General features: G+C 43.1%; 17 protein-coding genes. 9 read left to right on the top strand and 8 right to left on the bottom strand.

The features are described 5' to 3' along the window. The first annotated feature begins 375 nt into the window (after positions 1-375). Both R7E29_RS19670 and R7E29_RS19675 read left to right on the top strand, forming a co-directional pair. Positions 376-1,233: a DMT family transporter gene (locus R7E29_RS19670; RefSeq protein ID WP_005375542.1), complete on the top strand. Its 858-nt coding sequence runs from the start codon at positions 376-378 to the stop codon at positions 1,231-1,233. Between the two features lie 43 nt (positions 1,234-1,276). Further along, positions 1,277-1,891 (top strand): glutaredoxin domain-containing protein, encoded by a 615-nt coding sequence (locus R7E29_RS19675; RefSeq protein ID WP_005385185.1) that lies wholly within the window; start codon positions 1,277-1,279, stop codon positions 1,889-1,891. 127 nt (positions 1,892-2,018) lie between these two features. On the opposite strand, the gene R7E29_RS19680 is transcribed toward R7E29_RS19675, so the two are convergent. From R7E29_RS19680 to R7E29_RS19690, 3 genes are all read right to left on the bottom strand, one after another. After that, complete coding sequence (locus R7E29_RS19680; protein ID WP_017635854.1) at positions 2,019-2,153, bottom strand: hypothetical protein; 135 nt, start codon at positions 2,151-2,153, stop codon at positions 2,019-2,021. Positions 2,154-2,286: 133 nt separating this feature from the next. Continuing rightward, entirely contained in the window at positions 2,287-2,634 is a 348-nt protein-coding gene (locus R7E29_RS19685; RefSeq protein ID WP_005375501.1) for a hypothetical protein, read from the bottom strand. Between the two features lie 176 nt (positions 2,635-2,810). Continuing rightward, the gene (locus R7E29_RS19690; RefSeq protein WP_017821607.1) at positions 2,811-4,004 is read right to left on the bottom strand and encodes a multidrug effflux MFS transporter; all 1,194 of its coding nucleotides are present in this window, start codon (positions 4,002-4,004) and stop codon (positions 2,811-2,813) included. A gap of 105 nt (positions 4,005-4,109) precedes the next feature. On the opposite strand from R7E29_RS19690, the gene R7E29_RS19695 reads away from it, so the two are divergent. Beyond that, positions 4,110-4,997 carry a LysR family transcriptional regulator gene (locus R7E29_RS19695; RefSeq protein ID WP_054577109.1) on the top strand — a complete coding sequence of 296 codons (888 nt, stop codon included), beginning with the start codon at positions 4,110-4,112 and terminating at the stop codon, positions 4,995-4,997. Positions 4,998-5,180: 183 nt separating this feature from the next. Further along, on the top strand, positions 5,181-7,001 hold the full coding sequence (locus tag R7E29_RS19700; protein WP_054577108.1) for a putative bifunctional diguanylate cyclase/phosphodiesterase: 1,821 nt from the start codon (positions 5,181-5,183) through the stop codon (positions 6,999-7,001). Between the two features lie 106 nt (positions 7,002-7,107). Here R7E29_RS19700 and R7E29_RS19705 read toward each other — a convergent pair whose 3' ends face one another. Continuing rightward, positions 7,108-8,391, bottom strand: a complete 1,284-nt coding sequence (locus R7E29_RS19705; protein ID WP_025768471.1) for a peptidoglycan DD-metalloendopeptidase family protein — start codon at positions 8,389-8,391, stop codon at positions 7,108-7,110. Positions 8,392-8,515: 124 nt separating this feature from the next. Further along, positions 8,516-9,145: a hypothetical protein gene (locus tag R7E29_RS19710; RefSeq protein WP_017635850.1), complete on the bottom strand. Its 630-nt coding sequence runs from the start codon at positions 9,143-9,145 to the stop codon at positions 8,516-8,518. Between the two features lie 200 nt (positions 9,146-9,345). On the opposite strand from R7E29_RS19710, the gene R7E29_RS19715 reads away from it, so the two are divergent. The 4 genes from R7E29_RS19715 to R7E29_RS19730 all read left to right on the top strand — a co-directional run bounded on the left by R7E29_RS19715 (position 9,346) and on the right by R7E29_RS19730 (position 14,700). Then, complete coding sequence (locus tag R7E29_RS19715; protein WP_025768472.1) at positions 9,346-9,747, top strand: GFA family protein; 402 nt, start codon at positions 9,346-9,348, stop codon at positions 9,745-9,747. A gap of 153 nt (positions 9,748-9,900) precedes the next feature. Then, positions 9,901-10,572, top strand: coding sequence for a YoaK family protein (locus tag R7E29_RS19720; RefSeq protein ID WP_005375484.1), 672 nt, complete (start codon positions 9,901-9,903; stop codon positions 10,570-10,572). A 455-nt stretch (positions 10,573-11,027) separates the two neighbouring features. After that, positions 11,028-12,392, top strand: a complete 1,365-nt coding sequence (locus R7E29_RS19725) for a YjiH family protein (protein WP_213872381.1) — start codon at positions 11,028-11,030, stop codon at positions 12,390-12,392. Between the two features lie 436 nt (positions 12,393-12,828). Then, positions 12,829-14,700, top strand: coding sequence for a methyl-accepting chemotaxis protein (locus R7E29_RS19730; protein WP_054574423.1), 1,872 nt, complete (start codon positions 12,829-12,831; stop codon positions 14,698-14,700). Positions 14,701-14,844: 144 nt separating this feature from the next. Here the strand turns inward: R7E29_RS19730 and R7E29_RS19735 are convergent, their stop codons facing one another. The 3 genes from R7E29_RS19735 to R7E29_RS19745 all read right to left on the bottom strand — a co-directional run bounded on the left by R7E29_RS19735 (position 14,845) and on the right by R7E29_RS19745 (position 17,605). Further along, on the bottom strand, positions 14,845-15,180 hold the full coding sequence (locus R7E29_RS19735; protein WP_080996217.1) for a hypothetical protein: 336 nt from the start codon (positions 15,178-15,180) through the stop codon (positions 14,845-14,847). A 232-nt stretch (positions 15,181-15,412) separates the two neighbouring features. After that, complete coding sequence (locus R7E29_RS19740) at positions 15,413-16,570, bottom strand: amino acid permease (protein ID WP_053307848.1); 1,158 nt, start codon at positions 16,568-16,570, stop codon at positions 15,413-15,415. Between the two features lie 723 nt (positions 16,571-17,293). Further along, on the bottom strand, positions 17,294-17,605 hold the full coding sequence (locus R7E29_RS19745) for a hypothetical protein (protein WP_054577105.1): 312 nt from the start codon (positions 17,603-17,605) through the stop codon (positions 17,294-17,296). Between the two features lie 141 nt (positions 17,606-17,746). On the opposite strand from R7E29_RS19745, the gene R7E29_RS19750 reads away from it, so the two are divergent. Then, the gene (locus tag R7E29_RS19750) at positions 17,747-18,079 is read left to right on the top strand and encodes a helix-turn-helix transcriptional regulator (protein ID WP_031780945.1); all 333 of its coding nucleotides are present in this window, start codon (positions 17,747-17,749) and stop codon (positions 18,077-18,079) included. Positions 18,080-18,147 lie beyond the last annotated feature (68 nt).

An 18,147-nucleotide genomic window follows, 5' to 3' on the forward strand; every position in this document is an offset into this window, starting at 1 on the left:
ACTATCCAAGCATCGCTCAGCAATGAAAAACGACCGTAACGACGCCTACTTCTGCCCTCTTTTAATGCGATTGATCACTAAGTTAGTGCATTTCATCTAATCGACAACATAGAAAAACCAAAAAACCATTTAAAATCAAACACATAAAAGTTGGCACGTGTTCTGCAATGTTATTTATGCAAATGCATGGCAGCGTTTGTGCTTCTCGTTCTTTGTACCTGTTATAACAGGCACGTCCTTTGAATTGGTAATGTCGCCTCCCTCTGGGAGGCATTTTTTTATTGGCGCGAAAAACAATAGGACGTATGATCCCGCCACCTCTATCAAACTGGAATTTTTCAATTGAATCATCATCCTGTTCAAGGTGCGTCCTGGATGCTAACAGCTGGCTTGGCATTCGCCATAGTGAACAGCTTCGCCCAAATTGCTAGCATCAACTTTGGTGTCTCCTCCACCACATTTGCGTTATTCCAATATGCAATCGCCTTATTTGTTATTCTGCCCTACCTACGTACACTTGGGATTAGACGTTCTTTAAGAACCCAACACTTTGGCTGGCATGCATTCCGCATTTTTCTCTCTGTTATCGGGATTCAACTTTGGTTATGGGCTCTCGCTTACCCAGTTCCAATTTGGCAAGGTATTGCACTTCTCATGACCTCCCCGTTATTTGCCACAGTTGGTTCTGGCTTGTTACTCAAAGAAAAAGTAGGTACTGCACGCTGGCTCGCTACATTGACGGGGTTTGTTGGTGCCATGATCATTCTTGAGCCTTGGGCAGACTCATTTACATGGGCGACCCTGCTCCCTGTTGGCGCCGCATTTTTCTGGGCAGCGTATTCATTAATGGTTAAAAAAATGTCGGTAAACGATCCGCCATCAACCATGGTTGTCTATTTATTGCTGCTGATAACACCATTTAATATCTTGTTAGCGATACCGACGTTTACTATGCCAGATACGTGGACGATATGGGGTGTGCTTTTAGCCGCAGGTGCACTTACAGCACTCGCTCAATGGGCTATCGTTAAAGCATATGCAGTAGCAGACGCCTCATTTGTGCAACCATTTGATCACGCCAAACTGCCTTTGAATGTTGTTGCTGGTTGGTTGGTGTTTGGTTGGGTGCCACCTGGTCGTTTATGGTTAGGTGCTGCGATTATTATTGCATCTATTGCGTTTATTACGCATTGGGAAGCGAAAAAGACAAAGTTAGTTGAAAGAAAAATCTAATTTAAAAGTTCTATATTTTCAGGAAAGGAAATGAGGAACCCATATGAGTCAACCAATCAAAATTACACTGTATCGCTGGGCTGGTAGTTGGGGCCCATTCAAAGTCAATATTCCTTGTGGTGAATGTACATTAACCAAAGATATTTTAAAGGATACTTTTGAAAACGAATTAGCCGATGTGCCCGTTGAACTTGAAGTAAAAGATTGGTTATCGCACTGGTGGGAACCATTAAAAGCTGGTGCTTGGCATGCACCCATTCTTCTTGTCGAAGGGAAAGTTATCAGCCAAGGAGAAGCATTGAATCGGGGTGTACTTGTACAGTCTGTTATTGCTGAGTGGGTAAAACGCGATGAGCTAAAAGGCAACATTGTTTATGGTAAAGCAACTTGCCCTTACTGTGTCAAAGCCAAACAATTACTTGACGAGGCTGGCGTTCAGTATGAGTACCATGATGTAGTTAAAGACAGCGCCGCCTTATACCGTATGATTCCTGAAGTAAAAGCCATCATTGGCGAAAAAACACCGGTAACAGTGCCGCAAATCTGGTTAGATGGAAAATATATTGGAGGCGCTGACGATTTAGAAAAGTGGTTATCAGCAAAGGGGCTAGATAAAGTGCCTAACAATGTTGTGGAGATACCAAGCCAATCCGCGTAATTCTAGATTTAAATGTCATCAGTCTTTGAGTAGCGTTTTGCCAATGTTGTGCAATATGTTGGCTACTTACTAACAACAAAACAGAGAAAAGCAAAAAGCCCTGATTTTTCAATCAGGGCTTTTTAAATTATTTCGCCAGTTTTTTAATAACACGAGCAAAAACAGAAGCTTTTTTCTTCTTCGCTTTACCGTAAAGCGCTTTGTGCATCGCGTCTTTTGCAATCATCTGGCCAATATAAGCACCACCAAGTTCGTTACCCATGACCTTCTCCTGAATGTATTGACTTAACTATGTTGTAATTTTACACCACAATTAGATAAAAACAAGACTCCAGTCACATTTATTTTGTAATTAACTTTCAGTTTGATTTTCGTGGATTTCTTGAAATGAGCGTCTATCGCTTAGGTTGTTGGTATGTTTTTCCCGCTGCGACGTACGTATCTTTCTGTTTGATTTCAAAGAATGTTTCAAAGAACCACGCAGCAAACTTGATCAAGTGATCGCCTTCATTCATGACGTGCTCTACGTATTCTTGCTCTTCTCCGGACTCATCTTCTTGAGTGGTAATATGGTAAATACGTTTCTCACCATCAACTTCTGCAAGGCCAAACTGACCCGTTAGGGATTGCGCCGCTTGTGCAACTTCTTCTTCCTCACACGCCTTCAAGATTTCAAGTGCCTTTGGCATGCTTTCTTGCTGAGTAATTTCTTTTACCAGTGTTTCAAATTCGTTTTGTTGCATTCTTTCACCTAACGATTAGAGATCGGATAGCCATTGGGCAGAAATGTATTCCAAGCTTGAGAGAAGTATCAAGGTTCGCCCTCTTCCTTTCAAACCAAGTCATTCAGTATACACAACAGGCCTAGCTTAATTTAGCTGCGCATTTTAGAAAGCCGACCTTCTGGTTGCAAGTATATTCAGATGGAAGTTTCTGCTTGAACCGTCCCTTCTGGCACTTTACGAAATTGGCTTAGTACAAGAACAAAGCAAGAAAGTAACGCAATAAACAAATAAAACACCCCAAGCTGCTGCTGATTCGTAACCCATGAGTCTACTAAGTACCCACCAAACAAACCTGCTAAACACATTTGAATAGAGCCAGATAACGCAGAAACCGCGCCTGCCTGTTGCTTATGTGGCGAAAGTAGCAAACTGATCGATACTGGGAATGACATGCCTTGGGCAAAACTTAAACACGTGAATGCCGTCAGCAATGAAAATACACTGAAGGGGGTAACCAACAACATGAAGCCAGCAACAGCAACAATCGCGAAACTCATCAGCAAGATTTGCTGAGCTTTGTAACGAGCATTGATCAAATTCAGCACTAAGCTACCCGTCAGCAAACCAACTGACGGTATGATCATCAAAGAGCCGTAATCTGCCGCCGTTAATCCTAACTCTTGTTGCATTAAAAATGGATACAAGGAGAGCGTAACCAGAGCCGATAAATAACTAAGCCAGTTGTAGCTCGCACTACCAATCACTTGTGTATTCGTTAACAGACGCAAATAGTTCGCGCTTACTTCGCCTACTTTAAATTTTCTCTTCGGATAAGGCAGCGTTTCTGGCAGCACCAATAAACCAAGTGTAAAAATTGCCATTAAGTAAATCAGCACAAACACGAAGACAGCATGCCAACTCAGGTGAAAAGCGATCCAGCCACCAAACAGCGGAGCAATAATTGGCATCACTGAAGCAGTGACTGAAATATAAGATAGCGCTTTGGTTAGTTGCATACCGTCATAACTATCACGCAGTACTGACCGACCAAGTACCGAAGCGCTGCCCGCTCCTAGGCCTTGCAGTAACCGTCCCGCTTCAAGGGCAACAATGTTGTCCGAAAACGCGATGCAAATAACCGTACCAACTAAATATACACTTTGCCCCAGAATAAACACCGGCCGACGACCAATCGCATCAGACAATGGGCCGTAAAAAAGCTGAGAGATACCGAAGCCAACGAGAAATAGCGTGACGAGATTCTGAATCGAATGTTGCGGCAAATTCAAGTCATGACCAATCAATGGCAAAGAAGGAAGATAAATACTAACGCCAACTTGGCCTGTGGCAATGATCATCATCGCTAATAACAATGGTGTTTTACGCAAACGTTCCTCCTACTTTGTGACAGATTGATGGCAAACAGTGTATATTTGATACTCAAAGATGATAATCAGCTAAGTTGGAAAGGAATTAATTCCCAAGGAGATACAATGGACTGGATTCAAAGCGTGAAGAGTTATATTCGTGTGGTCGAAGAAGGTAGCTTTAATGCCGCAGCGCGGAAACTCAATACCACCAGCTCAGCTATCAGTAAGCGAGTTCAATGGCTAGAAGATAAAATTGGCGTTCAACTACTCAAACGTACGACCCGCTCAATTAGCCAAACTGAAGCTGGTGCGCTGTTTTATCAACGAGCAAAAAGTCAGCTTGATTCATGGCAATCGGTATTAGATGAAACTCGCTCAGTCAACCAATCACCAGCGGGACTATTAAAAATTGGGGCAACGCTGGCCGTTGGTTCCAAGTTTCTAGTTCATTATCTTGATGATTTTCTTGATAAATATCCAGACATCACACTTCAATTAACAACAACGCTACCAGGCCAATTGCCAGAGCTAAGCTTAGACCTGTTTATTAGCCGGGAATTAGAGCAACTGAACTCTCTAAGTTTCAAAGCTACTGCACTTTTCGAACATAAAGCCCAGTTTTACGCCGCGCCTAGTTACCTAAAGAAATATGGCACACCACAATGCGTTGAGGATCTGACAGAGCATAATGTCCTGATTTGGGGTGAAAAACCCTCACGAGAAATCAAAACAAATCGAGGTAAGCGTATCAACTTGTCCGGTAACTTTGCCACGACCAACCCAGAAGCGCTGTTTCATGGTGCCAAAAGAGGCATGGGTATTTTGATGACGAACAACGTCATGATCAAAGATGATCTCAAATCCGGCGCGTTAGTCCCTATCCTGCCCGAGATCACAGCGGATAAAGCTACTGTATATGCCTACTATCCAAAGCTGGATTATCAGCATACCCGAACTAAGCTATTCCTCGATTATCTCAAATCACGATTAGAAGAGGAGAAGCGCGCCTAGCTTAGCGTTTTTATCGCTATACCTTTAAAAAGTTCAAGCATAAAAACATGAAAATAATGATTTGTTCGTTCACAAAATTTGAAAAATCTGCCTTAGTAACCGATAGTTTATTTGATGCATATCAAATAATAATTCGTCGTGTCTTACACGATATGTTAATAACAACGCTAGGTGAAATGCTCGATGGGTCAGGTACAAATCAGTTTCCACAAAATTGATGAGATATTGAAGCTAAACGGCACGGCTCAGCTAAACCGAGTCACGCTAGATATTCATCAACACTTACAGAGCCATTGCACTTGCGTTGTAGAAGTTGCGCATCTTCAGCATTCGGCTCATACCATTTCCTTCGCCAGCAATGGAAAAATTACAGACAATCTAAGCTACCACCTTTCAGGCACCCCCTGTGAAAAAGTGGCGAAAGACATTGGCGAACATATTTTCTATCAAGACCAGGTATACAAGCGTTTTCCTGAAGATAAGATGTTTCAAGAAGATGGCATTCAAGCATACATTGGCCTGCCATTGAAGACACAAAATGGCGAAGTTCTGGGAATTTTACTGTCTACCTTTACCCGAAGCATCCACGCGAAAGAAGCGCAAGATATCCTCGACTTCCACCGATTTTATGCCAATGTCATTATTCATAGCTTACGTGAAAAGTGGGTCAGTGAACGTTCAGATAAGCTTCTTAATCAGCTTAGCTATGAGGTATCGCATGATAACCTAACTGGACTGCTCAACCGTAGCTGTTTAGCTGATACCTTGGAGACATTAACGCAGCAGGCGACTCGCCCATTCAGTTTGGCGTATCTTGATATCGATAATTTCAAATCGATCAATGATATCAACGGAAACTATATCGGCGACCAAATCATTAAGTTCACAGCTAACGCCATTCAACAGAGCTTGTCGTCGCCAAACAATGCGTTCCGTGTTGCAGGAGATGAATTCGCCTTCATCACGTACGACGAAGATCCTGTCGCCGTGTGTCAGGAAGTACTCGACAAAATTGAAAGCGGCTACAGCGACAAATCTAACCGGATTTCTTTCACCGTTAGTATTGGGATTGCGCGTGCCCCAGTACATATGTTGAACAGCGATGAGCTGATTTTGAATGCCAGTCTCGCTCTCAAAGATTGTAAAAAACACCGCGATACACGGATTCAGCATTACGACACACACCTTAGTGCTTTATACCACCGTAGGACGCAGCTTATTGAGGCAATGCGAATCCAGCTAAGTACTGATATACAAGACAGCGATGAGTTGTATGTAGTGGTTCAACCGATCGTCGATATCGCGAGCGACCGCTGGAATTACTTTGAAATTTTGACTCGTTGGAATAGCAATATCTATGGAAATATCTCTCCAGCAGAGTTCATTGAAGCTGCCGAACAATCAGGCCTGATTATCGAGTTAGGTGAACGGATTATTGAACTCGCGTGTATCGCAAAGCAAGAACTCGAAGCGAACCTAGGCTATAAAGTCAAACTCTCCATCAATTGCTCAGCGTATGAGCTGGTTGATTCCAACCGTTATATTAATCACTTAACCAACATGGTTGAAAAGTATCAGCACGAAGCAAAAGACTTTGTTATAGAGCTCACCGAGACCGTCTTACTCTCACAAAGTGGCCGTGAACAGATGGTACTTAACTCGTTGCGATACTTGGGTTTTAAAGTCGCACTGGATGATTTTGGTACGGGATACTCAAGCTTGAACTATATACACAATTATCCGATTGATAGCATCAAAATCGATGCTACCTTTGTGCAGAACATGCTCTCAAATACAACCTCTGAACAAGTAGTGTTTTTGATAGCGCAATTGGCAGAGCTGCTTGATGTGGATTTGATTGCCGAAGGCGTAGAAGACGATAGAGCACTACAAAAGTTAATTGAAATGGGCTGCCACTACATCCAAGGTTATTTTTACTCTCGTCCACACAGTGTTGAAGAAATCGTACACCTGATAAATGAACGTGAAGTGCGGAGTGCCTAACGTACTGAACAGACTGCTGTCATAGAATTCAAATCTAGTTAATGCACAAAGTAAAAGAGACCAAGCTATGCTTAGTCTCTTTTTGTTTTTTAAGCGAAGTACTTTATTACAGCACTGCTTTCTCTTTATCGCGTAATAGTCTATCCATTTCATCTCTGTTCGCGACAAAAGTAGCCATCTCTTTCTTAGGAACAGAACTCGCCATTGGGATATTTGCTCGCATAGCGTTAACTGGACGGCCGTATTCAATCAACTCATAGTGAAGGTGTGGCCCAGTCACTCGACCTGTTTTACCAGAAAGACCGATACGCTGGCCTCGAGAAACCTTTTGCCCTTTCTTCACCAAAATCTTACTTAGGTGTAAGTAACGGGTTTTGTATTTGCTGCCGTGCTCAACAACCACGTAGTTACCCGCATATGGGTGTTTACGAGTCATGATCACTGTACCATCACCAGTAGAAACGACTGGTGTACCGGTTGGTACAGCAAAGTCAGTGCCGTTGTGCGGCGCAACACGCCCCGTTACTGGATGTAAACGATTAGGGTTGAAGCCAGAACTGATACGCCAACGACTACTTACAGGGTAACGCTGGAATGCGCGCTGTAAGCTTTCACCTTTGGCATTGTAGAATTGACCATCAGTATGAAGGTAAGCGGTGATCTCGCGGCCGCGATTATAAATCTTAATCGCCTCAATTTCGTTCTTACCTGTTGGTACACCATTGATGCTTTGTGAGCGGCGAACAACTTCAAATCGATCACCTGCACGAAGATCACGTCCAAAGTTAAGTTGTTCTTTGAGTAAGCTTACGACTTGACTCACTTCCGCCGACGTTAAACCTAAACGACTCGCAGAAGAAGAAAAACTGCCTTGAATGACGCCAACTAAAGGTTCTTGGCTCCACACGCCAGGAATGGAAATATCAGTAAAGTCATAGCTACCATCACTATTCAGCTTGTAGACCACTTTATCTGCAATAGAAAATTGCAGTTCCATTTTCGCTAACTCGCCTGTTGCATCATCACGCCAGAAACGGAGCGTATTGCCCGGCTTAAGTGTATCAAGTGCCAAGTAGTTCAAATCCGTTTCCATTACTTTCATTAACGAGCTGTAACCGAAACCGAGCTGACTAAAAATAGTGCTTAGGTTGTCACCTGCTTGGATTTGATATTCGAAGTTCGGGGGAGTGACAACTTCGGCAGTTGTCGCATCAAGAATTTTTTCAACGACCTGAGATTCAGGTAGGTTCAATGCGATGGTTTTGGTTAAAGATGACTCTTTGAGAGAGTGAGAAACACCAATCGCAACTAAAACTGGCAAGGAGTATAACAGCAGCGCTCTACGACTTGTCAGATTCGGCAACCGTCTTGTAATTTCATTTGTAGACACGGGAATTACTATCTCCTTTCAAACAAGGCTCATAGCTTATGCATTCCCGAATAAGAAATCACTAGGAAATTTCGAGATCTAGCGCAGAAAATACTGAATTTTTACAGAACTCAAAAAAAATTCATCACTGTTGCATATGTAAGTTATTCCCTACACGCTGTAATGTGGATGAATTGAATTGATTTGGCGTGTCTGCCATTGCTTGATCGTCACCGTGCGCTAAATATGAAAGCGTGATAGTTGTATCACTTTTCCATTCGAGCTGAGTAAATTTCACGCGGTCACCAACAAAAATACTGTCTAAAAGTACAACTCGGCTCGGCACGGGGTCAAACTTGAACAAGCCAACATAGTTAAACGAACCGCTACCTTGTGTCGTTACAATCATCGGTGCAACAACCCATGAAACACCTTCAATCTCACGCTGACTAATCGACGCAGTTGGGACAAGTACCTGACCTTTCGTCGCACCTGCATCATAGTCACCTATCAAATAGCCGTTTTCTTTATCCCACTCATCAAGAAAAGTGACCGCCCCCTGCTCGGGGACTTGTATCGTCCAAGGATTACGTGCAGTGATACCAAGCGTCTCTTGCACAATAACGTTAGTTTCTACTTCTGTTTGAGGAAACTTAGCCATGATCTCGTCATCAGACAAACTAAAACGATAAACACCTGCGATCACAACCACAACTAATAAAACGATTGGAATAAGTAGAATAAGTGGTATCGGCAGGATTTTTTTGTGAGTCATGAAAGCTTCCTTGTTTCAAGGTATAAACGAAAAGCGAGTATACCATTGTATACCCAAATGATTTCACCTCTTCAAGTGTTTCAAAATTAAACTAAACTGATTATATCCAAATAGTTTCAAGTCCAGAGCTCATAACGAGCTAGTGACACAAGCTCTGTGCTCTAAGTCTATTGGTGTATTGGGACAAATAGGTAATCACGATGACAAAAACCATTCATACATGCGAGTGCGCCTGCGGTTTAGTTGAGATCCGTTGTAAGGGAGAGCCCACCCACACGTCTGTCTGCCATTGCTTCGAATGCCAAAAACGAACTGGCAGTGTTTTTGGGGTACAAGCTCGCTTTGAAAAAGAGCACGTCACTTTAAACGGTGAAGTCACTAGCTATACCCGAATTGGCGATGATGGCAGTGAGGTTCAGTATGACTTTTGTCCATCCTGCGGCACGACAATGAGGTTGTTCGTTGCTGCATACCCAGAAATCATGATCATTCCCGTCGGTCTATTTACCGATAAAGAGTTCCACCAACCTACCGTTTCAGTCTATGAACAAATGAAACACGGGTGGGTGAGTTTCGAATGCACAACGGAACACATCTGCTAGCGGGCAATCCACGTTCACATATTTACTTTGGCTCGGACAAACACCCTATAAGTGAGATTTTTTTGAGAATGATCAATCGAGTTTTACTGTAAAGGGTTTCGTAACTCGGTGTGAGCGTTATAATCGGCTCCTAATATTTGGTGGGGGTTTATTGTGATTTCCAGACTTCCTCGTTGGGTGGAATATGGCGCGTTTCTACTAGCTCTTCTCGCGGGCTGCGTCAACGCCGTTGGTCTTCTCGGCTTTCAACACCAAGCGATAACTCATCTTTCGGGAACCGTAACTCAGCTAGGGAACAGCTTGCTAACAGGTGTGGATAGCTCCATTCACTTGCTCTTCATCGTATTTAGCTTTTTGATTGGCGCTGCCTTTAGCGGCTTTTTTATTGAAAGCAGTGCGTTAAAACTAGGGCGAAGATATGGTGTTGCACTGTGCATAGAAGGGAGCTTGCTCTTACTCAGCTTGGGCTTTTTGGTGCAAGGGGATTTGTACGGCCAATATCTAGCATCAGCAGCATGTGGATTACAAAACGCAATGATCACCACGTTTAGCGGTGCAGTAGTCAGAACCACACATATGACCGGAATCATCACCGATCTAGGGATTATGATTGGAGAGAGCTTGAGAGGTCGTCAATTTGACCGACGTAAAGCAAAATTATTCCTATTCATTTTCTTTGGCTTTTTGTTTGGCGGCGTCGCGGGAGCGGCTCTATTTACAGTATATGGTTTATATACGCTGGTTTTCCCAGCAATATTGGCTTTTTCTACAGCTCTGATTTACTGGAGTTACCTATACATACTTAGCCGTCAACAAAAAGCATAAAATTTCGATCCGATTGAAGCGACATACTTCAATCGGATTTGGCTCAATAGGTTCACACTGCAACGGTACAAGAAACGCTGAACGGCAATTTGACACTGCTAAAAACCTTAGAATAGATAAGGCTAACTGAATTTCTGGCTAAGAAGTTAGTCAGATCAAAATCACATTTGTTTACGATTTTATTATTCCTGTCACAATGCGCCCCATAATTCACTGCGCAATTCGCCTCTCGTGCTACAATTTTCTAACACAAGCAACATATTCGCATACACTTAGACGTTATTTGACCAATTACCCGACAAATCGGCTGAATAACTAGATGTATTTAATGAATAGTATTGCAATGGATGCAGTTTGCGGGTACCCTCCGCAAAACTGTGATTAAATACGGATGTTTAGTGAATATTTATGTCATGGAAATGGCAAGTATTGACTAGTAGTAACACGAGACAACTATGCATAACACCACTAATGCTACTGAAGCTCCTAAGGGCAACTTTTGGATGTTTTTCATCCCTTCCCTAATTGGTCTTCTACTCTTTATGGCTCCGATCTCTTACGATGGCGGCCTAACCATTCCCGTTGCAGTGATGGCAAAAGTCATCCCAGCGGTGTTAGGCGATACCTTGATTGCTATCGTCACCAGTATCATCGCTTTCATGGCCGTTGCTTCTGTTCTTTGCAAAATTTTTAAGCCAGCTGCAATTTTACGTAATGGTTTTTTAAACGGTCTCTTCAACCCATCTCCACTTTGGCTCGTTGTTCGTTTAATCGGCGGCGCTGCCGTGTTAATGACGTTCTTCCAAGTGGGTCCAAAAGCAATTTGGGAAGAGAACACTGGCGGGCTTGTTCTTACTGGTCTCCTACCTACTCTGTTTGCCGTTTTCATTTTCGCGGGTTTACTGCTTCCGCTTCTTTTGAACTTCGGTCTTCTGGAGCTATTTGGTGCGTTACTCAGTAAAATAATGCGTCCGGTATTCAACCTACCTGGCCGCAGTGCAATTGACTGTATGGCATCTTGGTTAGGCGACGGAAGTGTTGGTATCTTGCTAACCAGCAAGCAATACGAAAATAAGTTTTATACTCAGCGTGAAGCGGCTGTTGTCGGGACCACTTTCTCAGCAGTATCGATCACGTTTAGCTTAGTTGTTATCGCTCAGGTAAAACTAGAGCACTTATTTTTGCCTTTCTACGGCGCTATCTGTCTAGCTGGTATCGTAGCTGCGATTATCATTCCTCGCCTGCCTCCGCTTAGTCTGAAGAAAGATCGCTACATTGACGGCAGCAACCCAGATAAAGATGCAGATGCAGTGCCAGAAGGCCACACCACATTCTCTTGGGGTATGGATTTAGCTCTTAAGCGTGCTGGTCAAGTCACATCGGTTCAGTCTGTATTTAAAGAAGGCGTACACAACGCAGTCGACATGGTATTTGGCGTACTACCTGTAGTTATGGGTCTTGGTACCGTCGCATTGGTGATTGCAGAATACACGCCTGTATTTGCAATTCTGGGTCAACCGTTTATCCCATACCTAGAGCTACTGCAAGTCCCTGAAGCTGTTGCAGCATCACAGACAATCGTTGTTGGCTTTGCGGATATGTTTATTCCAGCAATTTTAGCGGCCTCAATCGATAACGAAATGACACGTTTTGTTATTGCGGCAATGTCAGTAACTCAGCTTATCTACATGTCGGAAGTAGGTGCCCTACTGTTAGGCAGCAAAATTCCAGTAAACATTGTAGAGCTCTTCGTAATCTTCATTTTACGTACGCTAATCACGTTACCTGTGATTGCTGGCGTTGCTCATATTATTTTCTAAAATCGAGACGTCAATTAACAAAGGCTCCGCATCGTCGGGGCCTTTTTTATACCTAAAACTCCGTCCACATTAGGATTTTAGTAAAAAGCTTATAATTTACAAAGACAAAACTTAAACAAAACACCTGCCAGCACCAACAAAATTTTCATCACCTCACCTGTAAAGCCAGTTAATGCCACTATTTGTTAAGCAATTCTTTTCATTATGACGATTTCATTAATTTAGCTCGCAAACATGATCACACTCACAAGTTTTAACGTAAATTGTCGGTTTGTTTAAATTTAGTTAAAAAAGACGACAAATGAGTTCATGTTTTTGACAAAGATGTCGATAAAAATATAACCAAACACAATAGGTTTCTCTTTATGCCCAATTCGCTCGGTTTAAAAGAGGCGAAAGCAAAGTGGAACCAACCGGGAGAATCAGAGGAAAGCTCATGAAATTCAGACATAAGGTTGTCACAGCCTCTTCATTTTTGCTGCTAATTACCGTGTCGTTATTGTCGACACAACAAGTTATGACCATCCGCTCCCAAACTCAGGAGCAAATCGACTCAAGTGTCAACGAGATATTGACCAGTGTTGGTAACACTGTGCAATCAGAAATGAATGCAAAGAAGGATCTCGCTCGCTCCATTACTGAAGTGATTGAGCTTGACCCCAGTTCACATAGCTATGTTCAAAACATACTTGAAAGACCCACACCAAAAAGCAGCTTCCTTGCCATCGGTTTTGGTTATGAAAGTAATGGCTTTGTGATTGAAAATGACGACGGCTGGGATGCGGGTCCAGACTACGACCCACGTCAGCGTCCTTGGTTTATTGCAGCTAAGAGCAAAGGCGATTTGGTCGTAACCGATCCGTACGTCGATGCGTCTTCGAAAAACGTTATCATCTCTGTTGGTACACCAGTAAAAGAAAATGGCCAGTTTTTAGCCGGTATGTTTTATGACCTCGAATTAACTACCCTTTCAGATCTGGTCAACCAAGTGAATCTGTTTGATGCTGGTTACTTATTTCTGGTCACCGCTGATGGCACAACCATTGCTCACCCTCAAAGTAAATACAACGGTGAGAAAGTCGGTAGCTACCTCCCGCAAATCGAACTTACGCAATCAGCACAACATGTTGAGATTGATGGCAACCGCTACATGGTTAACCTGACTCACATTCCTGGCGAGAACTGGTACGTAGGTTCGGTGATCGATGAAGCTGTTGCCTATTCTGCCGTAGGAGAGCTTCGTAACAACGCTATTATTTATTCAATCATTGCCGTGATTGCATCTATTATCGCCCTAACTCTGTTGATTCGCACTCTCATGCGTCCTTTGGACACGCTAAACAATGCGATTAAAGATGTAGCATCAGGGAAAGGCGACCTTACACAACGCCTCGAAACAGATACTGACCAAGAGTTTTCTGAGCTTGCCACAAACTTCAATACGTTCATGGAGAACTTACAACAGCAAATCATTGAGTCGAAACGTATTTCTGATCAAATTTTAAACGGAACTCAAATCACCGCTGAGGGCGCAAAAGACTCGGCAGGCGCAATTCACACTCAACTGCAAGAGCTAGAACAACTTGCTACCGCGATGCATGAGATGTCTGTCACCGCGACAGAGGTTGCTAATAATGCGCAAGGTGCGGCAAGTGCAGCCAAAGAAGCCGACCAAGCAACGGTTGAGGGGTCTTCTATCGTTGGTGAATCGACACAAACGATAAACATGCTTTCCGATAGCATTGACCTTGCAGTCGAAGAAGTACAAGTGTTGGAATCTGCTACCGCCAATATCGAAACGATTCTAAAAGTCATCAACGATATTGCGGACCAAACGAACTTACTCGCGTTGAATGCCGCAATCGAGGCTGCACGTGCGGGAGAATCTGGCCGAGGCTTCGCCGTTGTTGCAGATGAAGTCCGTACACTGGCACAACGTACTCAAGAGTCGACAACAGAGATTCGTACTATGATTGAGCAACTACAATCTGGCGCTTCTTCTGTGGCAAATGCCATGCATCAAAGCAAAGGTAGTGCTATAGAGGCCGTTGAAAAAGCGGATTTAGCAAATAGTGCGTTACAACGCATTCGTGACGCGATTCAGCGTATTTCCGATATGAACTTGCAAATTGCCTCAGCAGCGGAAGAGCAAAGCCTTGTCGCTGAAGAGATCAACAACAATACGGTGAATATTAAAGACCTATCGACTCAAGTCGCCGAATCAGCAAATCGAACCAACGACGCGATGCAGGCGCAACAAGAAGATGTACATAAACAAGATCAAATCTTAAATAGATTTACTGTCTAACACTCATTTAAGCAAAAACAGCGAGCACCGGCTCGCTGTTTTTGTTTTTAACCCTCTACCCTAGTATTGGTCGATGTTACATGTGCCATGTTGGTGCTATTAAGCTCAACATTACAAGAACGCCGACTATGTACCCTTTCAAGTTTAATTGAACTCGACATGGATATAGCGATCATTAGAACGACGATAATAACGGTCGTCCACTTTTAGATAAGTGAAATCTCCAATCTTTATGTAGGTACTATTCCGAGGAATTCGGTCATGGTAATAGTAACTGCGCCTTGGTCGTCGGGTCTCCACATAAATAACGTCACGATGTTTGTGTTTATGCTTGCGCTTGTGTTTATGATGGTGGTGATGCGCATGATGGTGATCGTACCGATGTCCATGCTTATGCTTCGGGTCAGCCACCGCTTCTGTACTCAACACACCTAAAGACAACATAACGCCAACCATGGCAAAAGATAATTGCTTTGACACAACAGAGCCTCTTATTCATATCAACATCGATATAATAGAAGGGTGAATCACTGTACATGTCAGCCTTTCGCTAAGGAGTTTTACTAAAAAGTCAGCGCTAACCGTGATTATCAGAGAAACGTCAAACACCACAAATGCTGATGACTTCGAGTGGCCTGGGTTCGGCTATGAATACAAAAAAGCCGCCCGTTTGACTACGAGCGGCTCAGTTTTTAAATAAGCTAGCGTGATTTTATACTGCTTGGGCAAACAGCAAGAAACAGCCGAATAGGAAGATCATGCTCATTCCCATTGCGCCGCCACCAGCTTCATAAATATTGTCATCTTCTACCGGCACTCGGCGCACTTTCATGGTCATTGATAATGGAACAAAGACCGCGAGAAACACAAGAATAATCCCCGCGTAGCTAAGAATAGCTAGGAAGTGTTCTGGCGCAAATACAGCACCTAATAGTGGTAGCACAAAAGTAGTAACAAAAATCACTGGCCTACTTGCTTTCAGTAGGTCTGCATTTTGATCGTATAGCGCCATTGCAACACCTAAGAACGACGTTAGTAGTGCCAAACCAGTAAACATGGATAGGATGAACTCTAAGCCCTCGTATTGCTGACCTAGTACCGAGATCAACTCTGTTACGTTGGAGTATTGAACAAGCTCATGAGGTGGTAGATTGCCGACAACCGCTAACAACCATAATAGGTAACAAACAAGCGGAATAGTTGAGCCCACGATAATCATATTACGCAGCTGTGTTTTACTCGCTTCTTTGTTGTAAGTTACAAGCGATGGGATCACGACCATAAAACCGAAACTGGTGAAAAGCACCGAACTGGTTTTGATAAGTGCCATTTTATCGTCGCTCACAACCTCATCAAGTCCTTCAAACGAGACGCTTGGTGCAAGCGCAAAAAGTGTCAGGATCAGCGCTACGATCATGCCTAGGAACAAACCGCGATTCAGCTTATCTACTACCCCTGTACCTGCCGAAACAATGATACCAACTAAAAGAGTAAAACCGACTTGGCTTGAGATCGTAGATGTTGGAAGCCCAATTGAGGCTGTTACTTTTTGTACCAGATCACCCGCACCAATGATGTAAGCCATTAATAGACAAACTAACAGGGCGTAAAGCAAGCTGTTGGTTACCAACTGGCCTCCTTTACCAAGCGTTTCGCGAGCAATTGCATTCATGCTCACACCACCACCTACTTTGCAACTGGCTTCAAGAAGGAGCAGCGCAGCATAAGTCGTTCCAGCCCAGATGAACAACATAAGAAGAGTGCCCCAAAGGAGGCCAAATTGAGCAAGCACCATTGGTATAGCAAGCATACCAGCGCCAAGAGCAGTACCTGCAACGATCAGGGAGCTGCCGACAAGTTTTAGGTTCACGGTTAATACCTCTAAATTCAATCCGTTAATTTCTCGCCAGTTGTGCTTTATCTAAAGCACACAACAAAACGCTCCGACTTAGTCAAAATTTGGTTACAAGAGCACTATGTTACAAGAGCCCTGTATGGCTAAGAAAACACGCAACAAAAGGTGGTTAATCATTTGCACATGAACACTTGAGAGTCGTTTTTGGCGATGTCATCGTTGATGAAATGTGCGCAACTTTGGGTTCGAAGCAAAATTGTTCATCTTAATTCATCAACCCCATTCGTTATGAATGGATTTGGTTCGAAAAGATTGTAAGGCATAAGCAGGACGATTGAAAAGCAAAAGGTCAATCTTATAGCGATATATTTTAACAACTCTTATCTTTTACCTAAGATGTGTTGTTTTTTTCGTCACTAATTAGTCTTTTATCGCTTAAAGAGAAGGAAGAACGTGCTCAATGGCTCAATTTGGCTGGGTGTACAGATTAATTTACAGTTTAAGTGAAGGTGTTAGATTCCAAGGACGTAGCCTAGATCGGACAATATCGCTATTATTCGCTGCGTACCGACACTGTTCGGTTCACATACCTCTAAACACTGATTTACGGTTCGAAAATATAGGTAAATGAGTGTCCGAATGCTGGGTGTGGTTCCCCAGCATTTGCATCCTTTCTTTTAGATGTCATCAATTGATCGAAATTGCGTAAATCTTGTATCGCCCGACTTTACGACTGTGTTAATACGCTTTATCTAGCGCGCCAATGATATAAGTTAACACTGGAATACCCATATCGGCGACCTGCTTCTCAGTCTCACTCATATTTTCATGCGCGATCCGCAGCTCTACTTCACTTATCGATTCTTTGTGAAGGTAAAGCTCTTTGTAGTTCATCAATCGCTGTTGTGACTGTTGAATCAGTGTCACAACATTCTCTTTAGTCTCACGATGTTGCTGATCAATTTCACTAAATAAATGATCTAAAATGCGTTGCATTTTGCGAATAGAAGCTTTCGTTTCTATTGATTTGTATGATTGATACTTTTCCATTGAGTTAATAACTGACTAAAATATTTACGTTTTTATAAGACAGTTATTTTTATACTGATTGCAAAGCAGGTAAATATGTGGTGGTTAAACTGGTCCACTTCTTGCTACGTTCAGGTCAAAACTGTCCTTTCAGGAGAGCACATGCAGGTAGACCCTATAATTCAAGCACTGATCGCAAGACGAAAATCGAATGGCCTCTCCCGTGAGCAAATGGCAAACATCGCTGGAATGAGCGTAAAAACATATCAAAGGATCGAGCGCGGAGAGTCCGATCTTAAACTCTCACAATATCGTGCCATATTGCGTTCGCTTCATTTGACTGACCTAGATATTGCTTTAGATGTACGTGATGTTCAGCATGTCACAGCAAATGACCTAACGGCCGTGGCGAGATTACTCTCACCGGAAGCTCAGTCCCTGCTCGTTCGCCTATTATCGTTAGTCCTTGAACAAAAGAACAAGAAAGGTGATTAACGACATTGCTCATACCCAAACGATGAATGCCCTGTTGAGCGTTGAAACATGAATCGTTTAGACAAAAA

The sequence above is a fragment of the Vibrio sp. Vb1729 genome (assembly GCF_033338655.1).
GTDB classification, from domain to species: Bacteria; Pseudomonadota; Gammaproteobacteria; order Enterobacterales; family Vibrionaceae; genus Vibrio; species Vibrio alginolyticus.